The following is a 17,566-nucleotide window of genomic DNA, read 5'->3' on the forward strand; positions in this document are numbered from 1 at the left end:
CGGCACACCGGAAGGCTGCCGGCCGAGGTGACGAGTTTTGTGGGACGTCGGCACGAAACGGCCGAGGTCAAGCGGCTGCTGTCCGCCTCCCGGCTGGTGACCTTGACCGGGGTGGGCGGGGTCGGCAAGACCCGGCTGGCGCTGCGGGTGGCCGAGGACGCGCGCCGGGCGTTCCCGGACGGGGTGTGGCTGGTCGAGCTGGCCGCGCTGGCCGACCCCGGGCTGCTGACACAGAGCGTCAGCGAGGCGCTGGAGCTGCGGGACCACTCCTCCCGGCCCCCGGTCGAGGCCCTGGTGGACCATCTGCGGGACAAACAGGCGCTGATCCTGCTGGACAACTGCGAGCAGCTGGTGGAGGCGTGCGCGCTGCTCACCGGCCGACTGCTGCGCGAGGCCCCCCGGCTGCGCGTCCTGGCCACCAGCCGGCAGGCGCTGGGCACGGCCGGCGAGCAGACGCTGCCCGTCCCGGCGCTGGCGCTGCCGGACGCCGCGGGCCCCCGGCTGTCCCTCGCCGCCCTGGCGCAGTGCGACGCGGTGCGGCTGTTCGAGGAGCGGGCCGGTGCCATCCTGCCCGGGTTCGCCGTCACCGAGGCCACCCGGGACGCGGTGGAGCGGGTCTGCCGTCAGCTGGACGGCATTCCGCTGGGCATCGAGCTGGCGGCGGCGCGGCTGCGGGCGCTGTCCGTGCAGCAGCTGCTCGACCGGCTGGACGACCGGTTCCGGCTGCTCACCACCGGCTCGCGGACGGTCCTGCCGCGCCATCAGACGCTGCGGGCGCTGGTCGACTGGAGCTATGACCTGTGCACCGACAAGGAGCAGCTGCTGTGGGCCCGGGTCTCGGTGTTCGCCGGGAGCCTGGACCTGGAGGCGGCCGAGGCGGTGTGCGGCGGCGACGGCATCGGCCGCGAGGAGGTCCTGGACCTGGTGGCCGGGCTGGTGGACAAGTCGGTGCTGATCCGGGAGGACCACCCGGAGGCGGTGCGCTACCGGATGCTGGACACGCTGTGCCACTACGGCCGGGAGCGGCTCGCCGCGGCCGGGGAGGAGGCGGTGCGGCTGCGCCGCCACCGGGACTACTACCAGCGGCTGGCGGCCACGGCGCGCGCGGAGCTGTTCGGCCCCTCGCAGGTGCCGTGGTTCGACCGGCTCCAGCGGGAGTACGCCAATCTGCGCGCCGCGCTGGAGTACAGCTTCACCGAGCCCGGGCAGGCCCCGGCCGGGCTCGGCATGGCGACCGACCTGCTCTACCACTGGATCACCAGCTACTACCTCGCCGAGGGGCGCGGCTGGCTGGACCGCGGTCTGGCCCTGTGCCCCGAGCCGACCGAGGTGCGCGCCCGGGCGCTGTGGACCGACAGCTGGCTGGCCATCATCCAGTCCGACATCGACGCGGCCGCCGCCATGCTCGAGGAGTGCCGGGCGCTCGGCGGCCGGCTGCGGCAGGACGCACTCCTCGGCTATGTCGCGCTCTACTCCGGGATGATCGCCATGTGCCGGGGCGACACCGAGTCGGCGATCGGGCTGTACGAGGAGGCCGTGGCGCACCATCGCGCCGCCGGCGACCCCGTGGGGACGGTGCTCGCGCTCATCCGGCTCTCCCTGGCCCACTCCTTCCTGGGCGACTCGCCACGCGCCATCGCGGTGGGCGAGGAGTCGCTGGCGGTGTGCGACGCGCACGAGGAGGGCTGGCACCGGGCGTACACGACGATGGCGCTCGGCGTCGAGGTGTGGCGCCAGGGCGACCACGAGCGAGCGGCCGCCCTGGAGGGCGAGAGCCTGACCTTCAACCGCTCGCTGGACGACCCGCTGGGGGTCGGGGTCAACCTGGAGGTGCTGGCCTGGATCTCGGCCTCGCAGAGCCGGTACGAGCGGGCCGCCAGGCTGCTGGGCGCCCTGCGGAACATCTGGCAGACCATCGGCGCCCCGCTGTCCGGGTACGGCCACCTCGTCCGCTACCACGAGGCCTGCGAGGCGGACGCCCGCCGGTCCCTGGGCAAGCAGGCGTTCCAGGCGGCCGTGAAGGAGGGTGCCCGGCTCTCCTACGACGAGGCGCTGACCTTCGCGCTCCAGGACCAGCTGCCCACCCGGGCCCCGGCCGGAGAGTGCGAGCAGCCCTCGCCGCTGACGCCACGGGAGACCGAGATCGCGCGACTGGTGGCGCAGGGGTTGAGCAACAAGGAGATCGCGGCCGCGCTGGTGATCGCCCAGCGCACCGCCGAGGGCCATATCGAGCGCATTCTGAGCAAACTCGGGTTCAACTCCCGGGCCCAGGTGGCAGTCTGGGTCGCCGGACAGAACCGGCCCGAACAGGATGTTGAGGCGGAATGATAACCGCCCACTTGTTCCCCTGTCCCGAACTCCTCAAACACCCCACGAAAATCCTCAGTAGACCAACCTTTGAGGGATCATGCAGCAGGCTCTGGAGACAGAGCAGCAACGGTCGTGTTCGCACGGCCCCGTGACCGAGGAGGTCCTGCTGTGACTGTTGCCGCAGTCGGCAATTCCGGTAATGCCATGGAGCTCTTCCGTGGCACCAACCACAGCCCGTCCTATTTCTCGCTCTCCCGCGCGGGAGTGGGCCAGGACGTCGTCGACTTCTGCATCCCCTGCAACCCGTACTTCCCCACGCCCGCCATGTTCGCGGTGCTGGCGGTCCGGCTGCGGGACATCCTCACGTACTACCCGAGCTCGGCGGACACCATCACCGCCGAGCTGGCCAGCCTGCTCGGGCTGCAGCCGCAGACCATGGCGATGGGCAACGGCTCGACCGAGCTCATCACCTGGATCGACCACCTGATGGTCAAGGAGAGCCTGGCGGTGCCGATCCCCACCTTCGGCCGGTGGACTGACCAGCCGATGGAGACCGGCAAGCGCGTCGACATGTTCCAGCTCCCGGAGATGGACGGCTTCCGGCTCGACCCGGACGCCTTCGTCTCCTTCGTGAGGTCCCGGGGTTCGCGGGTCGCGGTGATCTGCAACCCGAACAACCCCGACGGCGGATTGCTGCCCCGGCACGCCGTCGTCGCCATGATGGACGCCCTCGCCGACCTCGATCTGGTCGTCATCGACGAGTCCTTTCTGGAGTTCGCCGACGCCGAGGCCTATCCGAGCGTCGTGGACGAGGCGGTGCTGCGGCCCAATGTCATCGTGCTGCGCAGCCTCGGCAAGAACTTCGGCCTGCACGGCGTCCGTTTCGGCTATCTGGTCGCCAATCCGGCGCTGGCCGTCCAGATACGCTCCCGGTTACCGAAATGGAACCTCAACTCCTTCGCCGAGGTCATCGTCTTCATGCTGAAGCGATACCAGCCGGAGTACGCGCAGAGTCTGCGCATGCTCAGCCGTGACCGGCAGGAGATGACCGCGTCGCTGGCCAACCTGCCCGGGCTGACGGTCTATCCCTCCCAGGGCAACTTCGTCTTCGTCAAGCTCCCGGAGGGCGCCGACGGCGCCCAGGTGCGCGACCGGCTGCTGTCCGAACACGGCGTACTGGTCCGCGAATGCGGCAACAAGCTGGGCAGCAGCAGCCAGTTCATGCGGCTGGTGGTGCGCTCCCAGCCGGATGTGCAGCGGCTGCTGACCGGGCTGAGCACGGTGCTGTACGGCACGGCCTGGTACGCCCCGCAGCCCTCCCTGGAGCAGCAACCGTCCTACGCGCTGGAGCAGCAGCCCTCGTACGCCCTGCCGCAGCAGGCGCCCCTGCCGCAGCAGCCCTCGTACGCCCTGCCGCAGCAGGCGCCGTACGCGCTGGAGCAGCAACCTCCGTACGCGCTGCCGGAGCAGCTCTCGTACTACGCCCTGCCGCAGCCGCAGTCCGAGCTCCAGCAGTTGCTCCAGTCCGCCCAGCAGCAACAGCAACAGCAACAGCAACAGCAACCGGCCCTGTACCCCGCCGCCCCGCTCCAGACGGCGCAGGGCACCTATGGCGTGTACGCGGCGCAGCAGGCGACGCCCGCGGCCTATCCGCAGTTCCAGGCGCAGCCGATGGCCGAGCTGACCCCCGCCGCGTACACCCCCGCCGGTCAGATGCCGCCCTTCCAGGCCCAGCAGACGACGGGCGCCTACGCCCGGCTGCAGGCCATGCAGCAGGCCCTGCAGCAGTCACCGCAGCCGAGTGCGCCGCAGCCCGCGCAGCCCGCTCAATCCGCAGCACAGCAGCCCTCAGGCGGCCGGATGACGGTCTACGCGCCGGACCCGGCCGCCGTCGGGACGGGCATGTCGACGGACGACACCCTCATCTACATGCCGACAGTCGTCACCGACTCCGTCCCCGGCCCGGCGCCGGCCGCGGCACGTCCGTCCATCGACAGCGACGACCCGCCCGGCGGGGGCGCCCTGCGCCGCTATCCGCGCCCCGCCGCGTATCTGCAGACCGACAACGGTTCATGACGGCGGGCAGGGGCCCCGGGGTCCGTCCACGGACGGGCCCCGGCCGGGCGAGACGCAGCTCCTGACGGGGCCGACGGGACGTTACGGCCCGGCCTGGCCCGGCCAGGCCGGGGAGATTCCGGCGACCGCGCATACGGCGATGTGCAGCACCAGCGGGTGGGTGTACGGCACGGTGCCGTCGGGCCGGTGGATCAGCCGGGGCGTCTCGGCCGCCGGATCCGACCGCCCCCGCGCATCGGTCACCACCGCGCCGACCGAGTACAGGGCGATCGCGGGCCAGTTGAGCCCACAGTCCGACCGCGGCGGGACGATCCACCACCACCGGCCGACGGCGGAGTAGACACAGCCCGCCCTGGGCAGCAGCTCCATGACTCGACGTCCATGCCGCTCCGGCAGGGCGATGGCGTCGTATCCGGCGTCGGCGGACAGCGTGGGCGGCAGCTCCAGGCGCTGTCGACAGCCGGGCCTGGGCGGCGCCGCGGGAGTTGACGGGATCACGACGCCACTATGCGTAACGCCTTGTGCACTTGGCAAGAGGCACTCTGAAAAGTGCAGAGTCGCAAGTGCAGTGTGTCCGCTCCATTCAGGGCATGACACACTTCGGGCATCAGCTGCGGGAGGTTAGAAGTGAGTGAACCGCGGTCCGCCCCGACCGTGGGCCAGGTCGTCCTCGGCAAGCGCCTGCGGGATCTGCGCGAGAGAGCCGGTCTCAAGCGCGAGCAGGCCGCCAAGGTGCTGCATGTGGCACCCGCCACCATCCGCAGGATGGAGACCGCCGAGGTCGCCCTCAAGATCCCGTACGTACGGATGCTGCTGGACGCCTACGGCGTCACCGGCGGCGAGGCCGAGGCGTTCATCGCCCTGACCGAGGAGGCCAACCGGCCCGGCTGGTGGCAGCGGTTCCACGACATCCTGCCCGACTGGTTCAGCGTGCACGTCAGCCTGGAGGGCGCGGCCGCGGTCATCCGCGCGTACGAGCCGCACTTCGTCCCCGGCCTGCTGCAGACCGAGGACTACGCCCGGGCCATCATGCGCACCGGCGCCGTCGGCCAGATCGACGCCGAGGAGTCCGAGCGGCATGTCGCCCTGCGCATGGAGCGCCAGGGACTGCTCACCCGCGAGGACGCCCCGCATCTGTGGGTGGTGCTGGACGAGACCGTGCTGCGCCGCCCCGTCGGCACCCCCGAGGTGATGCGGCGGCAGATCGACCGGCTGCTGACGGCCACCGAGCGGCCGAACGTCACCCTGCAGATCGCGGAGTTCTCGTCGGGACACCACCCGGGCACCTACGGGCCCTTCGTCCTCTTTCGCTTCGCTGTCCCCGAACTGCCGGACATGGTCTACGTCGAGTACCTGACCGGCGCCGTCTACCTCGACGAACGTGTCGAGGTGGCCTCCCACCTGGAGGTCCTGGACCGCATGGCGGCCCAGGCGGCAACCGCACGACGCACAAAGGAAATCCTCCGCGATTTCCGCAAGGAGCTCTGAATGGATCGCATTTACAACGGCATGCGCGCGGCCGACCTCGGCACCGAGGGCTGGCACAAGCCGTGGAGCGGCGGCAACGGCGGCAACTGCGTCGAGGCCAGGAAACTGGACGACGGCCGGGTCGCGCTCCGTCAGTCCACCGATCCGGAGGGCCCGGCGCTGATCTACACCCGCAGCGAGATCATCGCCTTTATCCAGGGCGCCAAGGCCGGCAAGGCCGACTTCCTGGTCTCCTGACGCGCCCGCACCCCCCGAACCACCGCGCCGACCCCCATGGAGCGCTTCATGTCAGCACCCGGGCCCGAGCCCACCAGAATCGACACCAGCAGGCCCCATCCGGCCCGCGTCTACGACTACATACTCGGCGGCAAGAACAACTACCCCGTCGATGAACAACTGGCCGTACAGGTCCTCGACATCGACCCCACCATCAGGAACTCCGCCAAGGTCAACCGGCTGTTCATGCACCGCGCCACCGAGTGGCTCGCCCGCGCCGGCACCCGCCAGTTCCTCGACATCGGCACCGGGATTCCCACCGAGCCCAACCTCCACCAGGTCGCCCAGCGGACCGCCCCCGACTCCCGCGTCATCTACACGGACAACGACCCCATCGTGCTGCGCCACGCCGAGGCCCTGCTGCGCAGCACCCCGGAGGGGGCCACCCACTACCTCGAAGCGGATGTGCGCGAGCCCGGGAAGATCATCGAGCTGGCCGCCGAGGTGCTCGACCTGAGCCGACCGGTCGCCCTCTCCCTCATCTCGCTCATGCACTTCATCCCGGACGAGGACGGCGCCTACGACCTGGTGCACGGCCTGATGGACGCGCTCGCCCCGGGCAGCCACCTGGTGTTCTCCCACGCCACCTCCGACGGCAGCGAGGAGGAGGCGGAGCGGGTCGTGGCCCTGTACCGCGAGGGTGGCGTGACCCTGCGGCCACGCACCCGGGCGGAGGTGGCGAGGTTCTTCCACGGCCTGGAGCCCGTCGGCCCGGCGCCGGTCCTGGTCTCGCACTGGCAGCCGGACGCCGCGGAGGAGGAACTCGCCCCCGACGGCCCGCCGGTCACCGTCTACGCGGGCCTGGCGCGCAAGCCCTGAGCCCGGCCGACAGCGGTCCCGAACGCCGACACCGCCCGCCGCCTTCCCGCGGCAGCGGGCGCCCGGATCAGCGGGTGCTGTCCGGTGTTCGACGGGCGGTCGGCGGCATGCGACGGCTCGGCGTGCGCCCCTCGGTCGGGCGTCCGGCGGCATGACGTACGCATGGATACGACACAGCACGTACGGCGGCGAGCGGCGGCAACCTCCGCGCAGCGTAGGCGCGGTGTGCTCCCCGGGCGGTGCGAGCCCGGCCGCGGGCCCTGACCGCTCACCGGCGGACGAGGCCCCGGCTAAAGAGGGACTGATGCCCTCCCAGGTCCCGACCGGACGGCGGGGAGAGTTGCTTATTCACAAGCCGCCGCGGCGGGCGGTCTGCGAAGGAAGTCGATGTGATTGACATGGTATGCGCGGCGGCGGGCCTCCCGCTATACGTGGACCGCCTTGTTCTCCGCCAGTTCCGGCCCTCGGCGGCGACCGCCTTTTCGGGAGAAGCACGGCGGTGCGGCGGATCTTTCCCTATCCCGCCCCTCGTCCCGTCCCTCGCGGGCGGCATCGTTTTGCGGCTCCGGCACGCACCACGGGCTCCGCCCCGGGGCCGCGGACTCGGCCGGAGCCTCGCACGGCAGAGCGGATATCGCCACGGCCGAGAAGGGACGGTTCACGCAAGGTCGATTTCACGGCCCGGACGTGTAGCGGCGGGCTCCGCCTCCGTCCCGGGCCCGGCCCGGAGGCCGAACGCCGCGCGGTGAGCCGCAAATCCATCCGGCCGGTAAGGAACCCGTCAGCCGCAAGGCACCATCCCACCTCCCGGCCGGGGCACAGTCCGCACAACGGGGAGCCGTAAATCGATACGGATGAGAAGGGACGCCTCGCACGCGGGGCACCGACGACGCCGATATAAGGTCTCGCCGCACAGTCGGCGCTACGCCTCGGGCCTGGGCCGGGGGCGGGAACTGTGCACGGCGTCCCCACACGACGCGCAGCGCACCCGAACCCCCAGGAAGGAGCGGGTCCCGGGCGGCGTCCCGTATGGCTCGTCGCCCACGGGGAGGCGCCGTCCCGGGCCCCGGACCGGGGCGGTGGCCTCCGCACGACGGCGCCACACGGGCTACCGCCCGCAAGGGGCGGCTCACGGGCCGCGTCGATAGCCGCTATACGACCCGCCTCGTCCGACAAGCTCCGCTCCGGGACCTGGTCCTGCGATCGAACCCCGCGCCAGGGACCGCAAATCCATCAGGCCGGGGCGGAACGGGCCACCGTCGGGCCCGGATCCCGATATGCGGTGCGCCGCGACTCGACGACGACCCGTCGAAACAAGAGCGACGTCCCTTCACGCGTGGGGCGTCGGCCGAGGGCCGCGGCCGGGGCGAACGCGCAGGCCCCCGCCGCTACCGGCCGCATGACGCATCCGCACTTCTTCTCCCCTTCTCCTCTCGTTCTTCTCTCTCCCGCTTCCCTCCCCCTTCTCTCCCTCGCTCCAACGGGTGGGCCCGGCCGCACGGTCGCGCATTTCCCCTCCCCTCCCGGCCGGATCTCCACGGCGGGAGCGGGGGGAGCGGCCCCGCGCGGGGGGCCGCGGATTCCGGGCGGCGGCGGAGTGCCGGCCCGGCGCCGCCCGGTCGCCCCCGCACCGCCCGTATTTCCTCCCGCACCGCGACCTGCGGTACCGATGGGGCGGGTAAACCAATCCCGCGGATTACCCGGCCGCCCGCGCCGGGAAAGAATCATTTCCCGGCCCGGCCCGGACGCCGCCGGGCCTCGGCCCCGGCGCGGGGCGGGGCGCGGCGAGGGCCCGCGGCGTCCAGGCCGCCGCCCGCGCCGTGCCGAGCCGTGCGCCCCCCGTCCTCCACGCGCCTTGCCGTGCACGGCTGAGGGGGCATCAGCTTCCCCGGGGGTGGCGTTCGACGGCGCGCGGCGGTCCGTGAGGCCCCCTGCGCCTTGTGACCTGCGCCGCCCGGCTGCGGTACTCGTACAGCCCGCCGGGGTCGCCGGTGGGCGAGTCGAACGCTCGTGGAGAGGAACAGGCCCATGGCCCAACGAGGAAGTCACCGCCGTTCCGCACCGACCAGCCGGATCTCGCCCCTGTGTGCCGCCCTCACCGCGGGCAGCGTGGGCCTCGTCCTGCCGTTCCTGGGCGCCGATGTGGCCACCGCGGCCCCCTCGGACACCTGGGACAAGGTCGCCGAGTGCGAGAGCGGCGGCGACTGGGACATCAACACCGGCAACGGATACTACGGCGGGCTGCAGTTCTCCCAGCACACCTGGGAGGCCTACGGCGGCACCAAGTACGCCGCCCGGGCCGACCTGGCGACCCGGACCCAGCAGATCTCCGTGGCCGAGGCGGTGCTGCGCCGCCAGGGCCCGGGCGCCTGGCCGGTCTGCTCCGTACGGGGGCGGCTGACCCGCGAGAGCCGGCCCGCGGCCGGCGCGAGCCGCGGAGGCTCCCACAAGTCCGCGGGATCCGGCCACTCCACAGGGTCAGGCCACTCCGCGGGAACCCGCCACCGCACCCCTGCCCCGCGGCGGCACACCACCGGCTCCGGGCCGTACCGGGTGACTCCCGGGGACACGCTGTCGCACATCGCGCTGCGCGAGTCCGTGGGCGGCGGCTGGAAGGCGCTCTACCGCGCCAACCGGCGCACCATCGGCCCCGACCCGGACAAGATCTATCCCGGCCAGCGGCTCGCCCTCCCCTCCCGCACCGGCAAGGCGCGCACGGCGGCGGCGCACGGGAAGCAGCCGCATGCGAAGCAGCCGCGCTCCGCGCGAAGTAGCCACCAACGGGCCGGCAAGGCACGGGCCACGACATCCGGCACCACGGCCCACGGTGCCCGGCGGCCCGCCGCCCAGCGCCGCCAGGTGACCCCGGTCGGCGGCCCGGTCGGCACGTCCTACGGCGTCCGCGGCCCGCGCTGGGCCAGCGGCCACCACACCGGGGTGGACTTCGTGGTGCCCGTCGGCACCGGGGTGCGCGCGGCCTCAGCGGGCGTCGTGGTGACCGCGGGCTGGGGCGGCTCCTACGGCTACGAGGTGGTGATCCGCCACTCCGACGGCCTCTACACCCAGTACGCGCACCTGTCCTCGCTGGCGGTGCGCCCCGGCCAGACGGTGGACGCCGGCCTGCGGATCGCCCGCTCCGGCGCCACCGGCAACGCCACAGGACCGCACCTCCACTTCGAGGTGCGCACCGGCCCGCGCTACGGCTCGGACGTCGACCCCGTCGCGTATCTGCGCTCGCACGGAGTCACCGTCTGACGCCTGGCGGGACCGGCGAACGGGAGGCCGCCCGGAGGAGGGGGCCGGGCGGCCCCTGTTTTTCGAGGCTCGTTCGCCCCCAGCTACCGCTGGGAGGTGCCCCCGCCGGGGCGTCTCAGCCCCCGCGCTTCGCCCCGTACCGGGTCCGGTCGGCATCGGAGGACGCCGACCGGATCCGACCCGCGATCCCACCAGAACCACCCGGCCCGGTCAGTACCAAATGGCCACCGGGAGCCCGTCACGCGCCGTCTCAGGCGGGTCGGGCAGGCTCACCGCCGTGCCGAGGGCGATCCGGTGCGCGCTCCAGGCCGCCGCCGCGGCGTCCAGGACGTCGTCGGGCGGGACCCGGCCCGCCGGGCCGAGCTCATCGGCCACGGCGATGCCCTGCTCGCCGAGCAGCCGTCGCCGCTGGGCCTGGCCGTTCCAGCTCTTCTTGCTCCAGGCCACCGGACGGCCGCCGTTCATGGCCGCGAAGGAGACTTCCGGGTGCACCTCGTACAGGCGCCGCTCGCCACCCTCGCGGCAGGCGTTGGCCTCCCGCAGCTTCGTCACCAGGCCCCAGGACTGGCGGGACAGCCCCGAGCCCGTGAGACGCCGGCAGCGCTCGTTGGCCGCGTCGTAATCGGACTCCTCCCACACCAGGCGCGGCGGTATCGGGAAGACCCGCGAGCGGTGCGGGGCCACCCGGCCGAGCGCCAGCTCGTCCGCGCGGCGCCGTCCCGCCTCCAGCAGCCCCAGCGGCATGTCGACCGCCACCACGGCGTCGGCCCCGGCGAGGCGGCGTACCCGCGCCAGCAGCGCCCCCAGCGCCGGATCCATGTCGGCGCCCGCGAACCGGCCGTCGCGCAAGGTCACCGCCACCCAGCCGGCCGGGCAGGCGTCCACCCCCACGACATGCGGGGCCCCGCCTCCGGCGGCAGAAGAGGCGTCGGACACGTCGTTTTCGGAACCCATGCACCGTATCTGACCACGCGGCCCGGCCGCGCCGCCCGGCATTGCCGTAATTCGCTGGCAGCCGACGGCCCGCCCCCGCCACCCTGGTGGCCATGCAAGAACCGCGCCATCAGATCCGCGCGCTCCACACGGAGTCCACGGTCACCGTCTACCAGGCATACGCTCCGCACCTCGGCCTCCCCGCCGCCCGCGACGGCCGCTTCCCGGCCGCCTGGAAGCGGGACCGGATGACCTGGATCAAGCCATCGTTCCTGTGGATGATGTACCGCTGCGGCTGGGGCGCCAAGGAGGGGCAGGGGACCGTCCTGGCCGTCGAGATCACCCGCGACGGTTTCGAGTGGGCGCTCGGCCGGTCGTGTCTGTCGCACTACGAACACGGGCTCCACCCCGACCAGGCCGCCTGGAAGCGGGCGTTGCAGGCCGCCCCCGCGCGCGTCCAGTGGGACCCCGAGCGCGATCTGCGGCTGCGGCCGCTCCCGTACCGCTCGCTGCAGCTCGGTCTCTCGGGCGAGGCGGCGCGCCGTTACGCGGACGAGTGGACGGTCTCGATCACCGATGTGACCCCGCTGGCGCACGAGATCCACGCCCTGGTGCGCCGGGACGAGCTCGACGCGGCGGCGAAGCTGCTGCCGGAGGAGCGCCCGTACCCGGCCGGGGACGAACTGCTGGGCCATCTGCGCGCGCCCGTGGCGTGCTGAGCGAGGAGAGACGGCTGGCGGGCGCGCGGTTCCCGCGGTGGGCGCATCTGCGCGTGGAGCGGTTTCCGCCACGAGCGCGGCCCGGAGCGAAGCGGCTGAGCGTGGCGCCGACGCGCCACCCGCCCGCTCCGGGCAGCGCCCGGCCTTCCCGCTAGCCCGCTGTCCCCTTGTCCCCGGCTTCCGGGGTTCTCGAGGTTTCCGGGGTTGCCGGGCTGTCCCTGGTTCCCAGGGTTTCGAGGCCGTCCCCTGTCTCCAGGGTCGGCAGGGTTTCCCGCGACCGCAGCCGCCGCATCTCCGGGCAGCTCTCCAGCAGTTCGTCCAGCGTCCCGCGGCCGGCCACCCGGCCCCGGTCCAGGACGACGACCTGGTCGGCCCGGGCCAGCACGGCGGGCCGGTGGGAGACGACCAGCAGGGTGGCGACACCGGTGATCCGCTCCCACAGCAGTTGTTCGGTCTCCACGTCCAGCGCCGAGGACAGGTCGTCCACCACCAGCAGGTCGGGTGAGCGGACCAGGGCGCGGGCGACCGTCACGCGCTGGGCCTGGCCGCCGGACAGCCGCATGCCCCGGGGGCCGACCATCGTGTCCAGGCCGTCGGGCAGCGCGGCCAGGTCGCGGTCGAACACCGCGGGCCCCACCGCCTGCTCGATGCGCTCGGGATCCCAGCCGAGCAGCAGGTTCTCCCGCAGCGTGGCGGAGAACAGCCGCGGCACCTGGCCGACGTAGGCGACCCGGCCGGGCACCAGGAAGGCGCCGGGGTCGGCCACCGGAGTGCCGTTCCAGTGGATCGTGCCGGCCACCGGTGGTTCCAGCCCGAGCAGGGTGCGCAGCAGGGTCGTCTTGCCCGAGCCGACCGCTCCGGTGATCACGGTGAGGGTGCCCCGTTCGATCTCCAGGTCCACCCCGTGCAGGCCGTGCCGGGCGGCCAGCCCCCGCGCCTGAAGTGTTGTCAGCGGGTCGTCGTGGGCCGCCGGGACCGCGGCGGGGTAGTCCCGGTGGAACCAGACGCCGGTGTCGCGGGACACGCTGTCGCCGGAGCCGGTCAGCCGGGTCAGCCGTTCGGTGGAGACGGCCGCCTGGGGCATCCGGGCGAGGATCGAACCGACGGTCCGCGGCAGCGCGGTGAGCCAGCCGATGTACGTGGTGAACAGTGCCAGGTCGCCCGCGGTGAACTCGCCGCGGCGCATGGCCGGGGCGGCCAGCAGCAGCACCAGGCCGACGCCGATCTCGACGCTCGCGCCGGTGGCGGTGGTCACCAGGTCGGTGGCGAGCCGGTCCTTGACCGCCGCGTCACGGCGCAGCCGGTTGTGCGTCCGCAGCCGCTCCAGCGCCGCTTTCTCGGCCCCGGCGGTCTTGATGGCGAGCACGCCGGTGAAGATCTCGCCGAGGTGGCCGGTGACGGCGGCGCCGCGCGCGGCGGCCTGCCGGTGCAGCCGCCCGGTCAGACGGTTCAGCAGGCGGCTCGCCGCCCCGATCGCGAGCGCGGGCACGATCAGGGCCAGCGTGGCGGCCGGGTGGATGGACACCATGATCGCCAGCGCGGCGGTGCTGAAGAGCGCGGCTCCGGCCAGGGGCACCGACTCGTCCACCAACTCCACGACGTCGGCCGCGTCGTCGCGCAGCCGGGCCAGAGCCTCACCGGACGAATGCGGTACCCGCCCTCTACCCCTCAGGATGGAGCGCAGCACATTGCCCCGCAGCAGGGCCGCCGCCGCGCTCCACCAGTAGTCGCCGTACGTCCAGGCGATGACGATGGTCAGGCCGCGGACCAGCTCCGCCCCCACGAAGGCCGCGCACAGCAGCAGGGGCACTCGGCCCACGGTGAGGTGGTCGAACATCCGCTGCAGGATCAGCCCGCCGACGAGCGGCAGGGCGCTGGCCGGCATCCACAGCAGGCCGCCGATGAGGTAGCGGCGCAGATCGAAGCGGACCAGGGTGGCGGTCACCGCCGCGAGGGGGCTCATCGGCTCACCCCCGCGAGCATCCGCGCGAACCGGCTGGCGGGGTCGGCGAGAAGCTCCTCCCGCCTGCCGTGTTCGACGACCTCTCCGTCGGACAGGACCGCGATCCGGTCCACGCGGGACAGCGATTCGAGCCGGTGCGCGATGAGCACCCCGGTCCTGCCGGTGAGCAGCCGGGCCGTGCTGCGGCCGATATGGCGCTCGGTGGCCGGGTCGAGCCGGCTGGACACCTCGTCGAGCACCACGAGCCCGGGGTCGGCGAGCAGGGCCCGGGCGAAGGCCAGAAGCTGTGCCTGGCCCGCGGAGACCTTGCCGAGCGGGGCGTCGAGATCCCAGGCGGGGAGCCCCACTTCGGCCAGGACGGCCCTCAGCCGGCCGTCGTCGTATCCGGGGCGGAACAGGGTGAGGTTGTCCCGGACGTCGGCGGCGAACAGCTGCACGTCCTGGGTGACCACGGCGACCCTGTCGCGGAGCGAGGCGGTGTCCACCTCGCTCAGGTCCAGGCCGCCGACCCGGACGGCGCCCGCCGTCGGGTGGTACAGCCGGGCCACCAGGCGGGCGATGGTGGTCTTGCCGCTGCCGCTGCGGCCGACCAGGCCGAGCGTCTCCCCCGGGGCGAGGGTGAGGGTGATGCCGCGCAGCACCTGCTCGCCGTCTTCGCGGTCGTACGCGAAGTCGACGCCGTCCAGCTCCAGCCGCAGCGGCCCGCTCGCGGGCAGCTCCTTGGCGGGGGCCAGGAGGGTCAGTGTGCGGCGCTCGGCCAGCAGGTCGCCGATGCGGACCACTCCGGCGAGGGCGGTCTGGTAGTGGCGCAGTTGGTCGATCAGCCGCTCGAACGGGGTGCGGACCATCAGCGTGTACTGGAACAGCAGCACCGCGGTGCCGATGCTGAGGGTGCCCGACAGGCCCGCCATGAGCGCCGTGCCGGTAGCGAACGCCACGCTGGTGGCGGCCAGGACGGCGCTGCCCACCGCGCTGGCGCGCCGTCCGGTGCGCCACAGGACGGCGCTGGCCTGGTGGAAGCGGCGGACGGTGTGCTCGCCTGCCCCGTTGGCGCGCAGGTCCTCGGCTCCGGCGAGCCGTTCCTCCAGGAAGCCGAAGAGCGCGGCACCGGCCGCCCGGGCGCGGGTGGCGGAGGGTACGGCCAGGCGCTGGGCGTGGACCATGCCGAGGCCGATCAGCGCGCAGTAGGCCAGCAGGGCCACGCCGATGCGCGGGTCGACCGCGCACACCACAGCGATCACGCCGCACAGCAGCAGCACCCCGGCCACGACGTCCAGCAGGAACGCCACGACGAAGTCGGCGATGGCGGACACATCGCCGTCCACCCGCTCGATCAGCTCGCCGGGTGTGTGCCGGCCGTGGAAGGCCAGGTCCAGGCCGAGCGTGTGCTCGGCCAGGTGTTCGCGCAGCCGGTTGGTGCCGTCCCAGGCCGCCTTGCCGGCCAGCCAGGCGGTGACGGTACGGGCGCCCTGCCCGGCGACGGCCAGGGCGAGGTAGGCCAGCGCGGTGAGGGTGAGCGTGCGGGTGTCGTCGCCGGCACTCGCGCCGTCGACGAGCCGACGGGTGAACTGGGGTGCCGCCAGCGGCAGGGCGGTGGCGGCGGTGATGGTCAGGGCCAGGAGTGCGGCGGCGCCGCGGCCCGGCAGGAGGAAGCGGAGAACGTGCCTACCGGAGGTCGTCCTCCTTGCGGCGGGCAGGGTCGATGAGGTCGACAAACGTCATGTCCTTCGCGCGGATGGCGGGGGTGGGGTGAGTGGACATGAACGTGTGCCTCATCGGGCCTCCTCGTACGGCGGGTCTGCCGACGGTGAGTAGAGCAGGGGGCTCACCGGGCGGGCAACCGATTTTCGCCGGGCAGCGTCAGGGTGCGCCGTTCCGCCGGGGCTGGGCCGCGCGGGGCCGCATGATGAGCGCGGCGACCAGGTAAACGCACGGCACGCGCGCGGGGTTGGCGTAGGCGTGGGTGACGTCGGCGGCGAAGTACACCGAGTCTCCGGCGTCGAGGTCCATCGTCCTGCTCGCGAGGGTCAGCCGCAGGGTCCCCGACTCCACCACGACGAACTCATGGGAGCCCGGGGCGTACGCGGGGAACCGGCCCGCGTCGCAGCCGGGCGGCAGTGTGGTGCGAATCCACTCGAAGTTCACGCCGGGCACCACGGGGGTGAGGACGGTCCGCCGCCACCCTCCGGGCTCCTCGACGGTGTCCTGGTCGGCCGCCCGGCGCACGATGACGCGGCTGTCCTCGGGCTCGGCGACCAGCTCGGCGAGCGGCACGCCGAGGCCGTCGGCGATGCGGGCGAGGACGAGGACGGTGGGCGCCTTCTCGCCGCGCTCGACGGAGGACAGCATGCTCACGCTCACCTCAGCCGTCCCGGCCAGCTGCTGAAGGGTCAGGCCTCGCTCGTGCCGCAGTCCCTGGATGCGGGTGCCCAAGGTCAGGAGATCCAGCATTCCTCTATAATAACAACTGATTCCTCTATAGCGAAAAGAGCGCCGCGACCATGACACCCCCGAAAGCGACCATCCGCCCCGCGGTCCACGCCGACCTGAAGGCCGTGTCCGACATCTACGCGCACTACGTCCACCACACCGTGGCCACCTTCGACGAGACCCCCCGCTCCGCCGCCGACTGGGGGCAGTGGCTGGACGATCTCACCGGCCGCGGCCTGCCCTTCCTGGTCGCCGAAGTCTCCGGCGCCGTGGCCGGGTTCGCGTACGCCGGGCCGTGGCGGCCCAAGCCCGCCTACCAGTACGCGGTGGAGGACACGATCTACCTCGCCCCCGACGCCACCGGCCGGGGCCTGGGCACCGCCCTGCTCAGCCCCCTGATCACGGAGGCCACCCGGGCCGGGCGACGACAGATGATCGCGGTCATCGCGGACACCGGCAGCGACGCCTCCGCCGCCCTGCACCGCCGGTTCGGCTTCGCCGACGCGGGTCGGCTCACCGCCGTGGGCCACAAGCACGGCCGCTGGATCGACACCCTGCTCATGCAACGGCCCCTGTCGGAGCCGGGACCCGATCACGAGCGCGGCCTGCCGCCCGCAGAGCGACGGCGATGAAGAGAAGCTGCTCGGGAATCCGGAACCACAACGGCGTGGCCGGATCCGTGTGCGGCGCCTTGAGCGGGGCCGGCAGCATGGCGGCGTATCGGTCGGTGATCGCGTCGAACTCGGCGTCGTCGGCCACCATCAGCACGGCGGCGAGGCCGCGCGCGCCGTTCGGGTGGCCGAGATAGCGCGGCTGGTGCACATACGCGCGGGTGAGGTGCTGGGCGATCCCCCCATAGCCCTCCGGGGTCGAGCGGGGGTCGATGTGCACGGCGCGAGCCCGGACGGTACGGAGCCCCTGCTCGGTGTCGATGTCGCGCTCCAGCTCCAGCACGCCCGAGGTGCGCAGCCCGGCGCCGGTCAGTCGGCGGTCGGCGGCTTCGGCGTTGTCGGTGTCGAGGTTGAGCAGTCTGAAGCCCTCGTACTCGTCGGCCATCGCCTTGGTGTGCCAGGGGTCGGGGGCGGATTCGTCGACGATGCCGAGCAGTTCGATGTACGACCCGCCGAACAACGCGCAGCGGTTGGCCGGGCACCGGAGCCTCGCCGGGCCGCCCGCCCAGCAGGTGCCGCGTCTCACCGACCGCGTCGGCTCCCTGGAGGGGGTCGACCGCATGGAGACGGCCATGATCACCTCCTACGCCAAGCGCGCCGCCCCGGCGCTGTGAGGGCCGCCGCCG

The 17,566-nt window shown here is 73.0% G+C and carries 15 protein-coding genes; 9 read left to right on the forward strand and 6 right to left on the reverse strand.

All coding sequences use genetic code 11. From position 1 onward, the window contains the following. Positions 1–39 precede the first annotated feature (39 nt). Both PV419_RS42785 and PV419_RS42790 read left to right on the forward strand, forming a co-directional pair. Complete coding sequence (locus PV419_RS42785; RefSeq protein WP_319698350.1) at positions 40–2,328, forward strand: ATP-binding protein; 2,289 nt, start codon at positions 40–42, stop codon at positions 2,326–2,328. A 150-nt stretch (positions 2,329–2,478) separates the two neighbouring features. Next, the gene (locus tag PV419_RS42790) at positions 2,479–4,386 is read left to right on the forward strand and encodes a pyridoxal phosphate-dependent aminotransferase (protein ID WP_415925503.1); all 1,908 of its coding nucleotides are present in this window, start codon (positions 2,479–2,481) and stop codon (positions 4,384–4,386) included. Between the two features lie 81 nt (positions 4,387–4,467). Here PV419_RS42790 and PV419_RS42795 read toward each other — a convergent pair whose 3' ends face one another. Continuing rightward, positions 4,468–4,884: a hypothetical protein gene (locus PV419_RS42795; RefSeq protein WP_319698351.1), complete on the reverse strand. Its 417-nt coding sequence runs from the start codon at positions 4,882–4,884 to the stop codon at positions 4,468–4,470. 129 nt (positions 4,885–5,013) lie between these two features. Between PV419_RS42795 and PV419_RS42800 the strand changes: the two genes are divergently transcribed. The 4 genes from PV419_RS42800 to PV419_RS42815 all read left to right on the forward strand — a co-directional run bounded on the left by PV419_RS42800 (position 5,014) and on the right by PV419_RS42815 (position 10,224). Beyond that, the gene (locus PV419_RS42800) at positions 5,014–5,874 is read left to right on the forward strand and encodes a helix-turn-helix transcriptional regulator (protein ID WP_319698353.1); all 861 of its coding nucleotides are present in this window, start codon (positions 5,014–5,016) and stop codon (positions 5,872–5,874) included. Beyond that, a complete protein-coding gene (locus tag PV419_RS42805; RefSeq protein ID WP_319698354.1) occupies positions 5,875–6,111 on the forward strand; it encodes a DUF397 domain-containing protein in 237 nt (78 codons plus the stop codon). It abuts the gene before it with no gap. A 48-nt stretch (positions 6,112–6,159) separates the two neighbouring features. Then, a complete protein-coding gene (locus PV419_RS42810) occupies positions 6,160–6,969 on the forward strand; it encodes an SAM-dependent methyltransferase (RefSeq protein ID WP_319698355.1) in 810 nt (269 codons plus the stop codon). A gap of 2,028 nt (positions 6,970–8,997) precedes the next feature. Further along, positions 8,998–10,224 carry a transglycosylase family protein gene (locus tag PV419_RS42815; RefSeq protein ID WP_319698356.1) on the forward strand — a complete coding sequence of 409 codons (1,227 nt, stop codon included), beginning with the start codon at positions 8,998–9,000 and terminating at the stop codon, positions 10,222–10,224. 210 nt (positions 10,225–10,434) lie between these two features. On the opposite strand, the gene PV419_RS42820 is transcribed toward PV419_RS42815, so the two are convergent. Further along, positions 10,435–11,178, reverse strand: a complete 744-nt coding sequence (locus PV419_RS42820; protein WP_319698358.1) for a DUF429 domain-containing protein — start codon at positions 11,176–11,178, stop codon at positions 10,435–10,437. A gap of 92 nt (positions 11,179–11,270) precedes the next feature. Here PV419_RS42820 and PV419_RS42825 point away from each other — a divergent pair, with 92 nt between their 5' ends. Next, positions 11,271–11,876: a DUF4291 domain-containing protein gene (locus PV419_RS42825; RefSeq protein WP_319698360.1), complete on the forward strand. Its 606-nt coding sequence runs from the start codon at positions 11,271–11,273 to the stop codon at positions 11,874–11,876. 151 nt (positions 11,877–12,027) lie between these two features. Here the strand turns inward: PV419_RS42825 and PV419_RS42830 are convergent, their stop codons facing one another. The 3 genes from PV419_RS42830 to PV419_RS42840 form a co-directional block, all read right to left on the reverse strand. Next, positions 12,028–13,839, reverse strand: a complete 1,812-nt coding sequence (locus PV419_RS42830; protein ID WP_319698362.1) for an ABC transporter ATP-binding protein — start codon at positions 13,837–13,839, stop codon at positions 12,028–12,030. Then, complete coding sequence (locus tag PV419_RS42835) at positions 13,836–15,554, reverse strand: ABC transporter ATP-binding protein (protein ID WP_319698364.1); 1,719 nt, start codon at positions 15,552–15,554, stop codon at positions 13,836–13,838. Before PV419_RS42835 ends, PV419_RS42830 begins: the two co-directional genes overlap by 4 nt. A 145-nt stretch (positions 15,555–15,699) precedes the next feature. Further along, entirely contained in the window at positions 15,700–16,290 is a 591-nt protein-coding gene (locus tag PV419_RS42840; protein ID WP_319698366.1) for an XRE family transcriptional regulator, read from the reverse strand. Positions 16,291–16,340: 50 nt separating this feature from the next. Here PV419_RS42840 and PV419_RS42845 point away from each other — a divergent pair, with 50 nt between their 5' ends. Beyond that, positions 16,341–16,901: a GNAT family N-acetyltransferase gene (locus tag PV419_RS42845; protein ID WP_319698368.1), complete on the forward strand. Its 561-nt coding sequence runs from the start codon at positions 16,341–16,343 to the stop codon at positions 16,899–16,901. On the opposite strand, the gene PV419_RS42850 is transcribed toward PV419_RS42845, so the two are convergent. Continuing rightward, entirely contained in the window at positions 16,828–17,400 is a 573-nt protein-coding gene (locus tag PV419_RS42850; RefSeq protein WP_319698370.1) for a VOC family protein, read from the reverse strand. The two genes, PV419_RS42845 and PV419_RS42850, sit on opposite strands and share 74 nt — an antisense overlap. Here PV419_RS42850 and PV419_RS42855 point away from each other — a divergent pair. Further along, a complete protein-coding gene (locus tag PV419_RS42855) occupies positions 17,381–17,554 on the forward strand; it encodes a hypothetical protein (RefSeq protein WP_319698371.1) in 174 nt (57 codons plus the stop codon). The genes PV419_RS42850 and PV419_RS42855 overlap by 20 nt on opposite strands. Positions 17,555–17,566: the final 12 nt, after the last annotated feature.

This window comes from Streptomyces sp. ME19-01-6 (assembly GCF_033793745.1).
Lineage (GTDB): Bacteria > Actinomycetota > Actinomycetes > Streptomycetales > Streptomycetaceae > Streptomyces.

Bases quoted from the DNA above. Each gene is read 5' to 3' on its own strand.
- PV419_RS42805 (WP_319698354.1), top strand. From the start codon at position 5,875: ATGGATCGCATTTACAACGGCATGCGCGCGGCCGACCTCGGCACCGAG.
- PV419_RS42810 (WP_319698355.1), top strand. From the start codon at position 6,160: ATGTCAGCACCCGGGCCCGAGCCCACCAGAATCGACACCAGCAGGCCC.
- PV419_RS42815 (WP_319698356.1), top strand. From the start codon at position 8,998: ATGGCCCAACGAGGAAGTCACCGCCGTTCCGCACCGACCAGCCGGATC.
- PV419_RS42820 (WP_319698358.1), bottom strand. From the start codon at position 11,178: ATGGGTTCCGAAAACGACGTGTCCGACGCCTCTTCTGCCGCCGGAGGC.
- PV419_RS42825 (WP_319698360.1), top strand. From the start codon at position 11,271: ATGCAAGAACCGCGCCATCAGATCCGCGCGCTCCACACGGAGTCCACG.
- PV419_RS42830 (WP_319698362.1), bottom strand. From the start codon at position 13,839: ATGAGCCCCCTCGCGGCGGTGACCGCCACCCTGGTCCGCTTCGATCTG.
- PV419_RS42840 (WP_319698366.1), bottom strand. From the start codon at position 16,290: ATGCTGGATCTCCTGACCTTGGGCACCCGCATCCAGGGACTGCGGCAC.
- PV419_RS42845 (WP_319698368.1), top strand. From the start codon at position 16,341: ATGACACCCCCGAAAGCGACCATCCGCCCCGCGGTCCACGCCGACCTG.
- PV419_RS42855 (WP_319698371.1), top strand. From the start codon at position 17,381: ATGTACGACCCGCCGAACAACGCGCAGCGGTTGGCCGGGCACCGGAGC.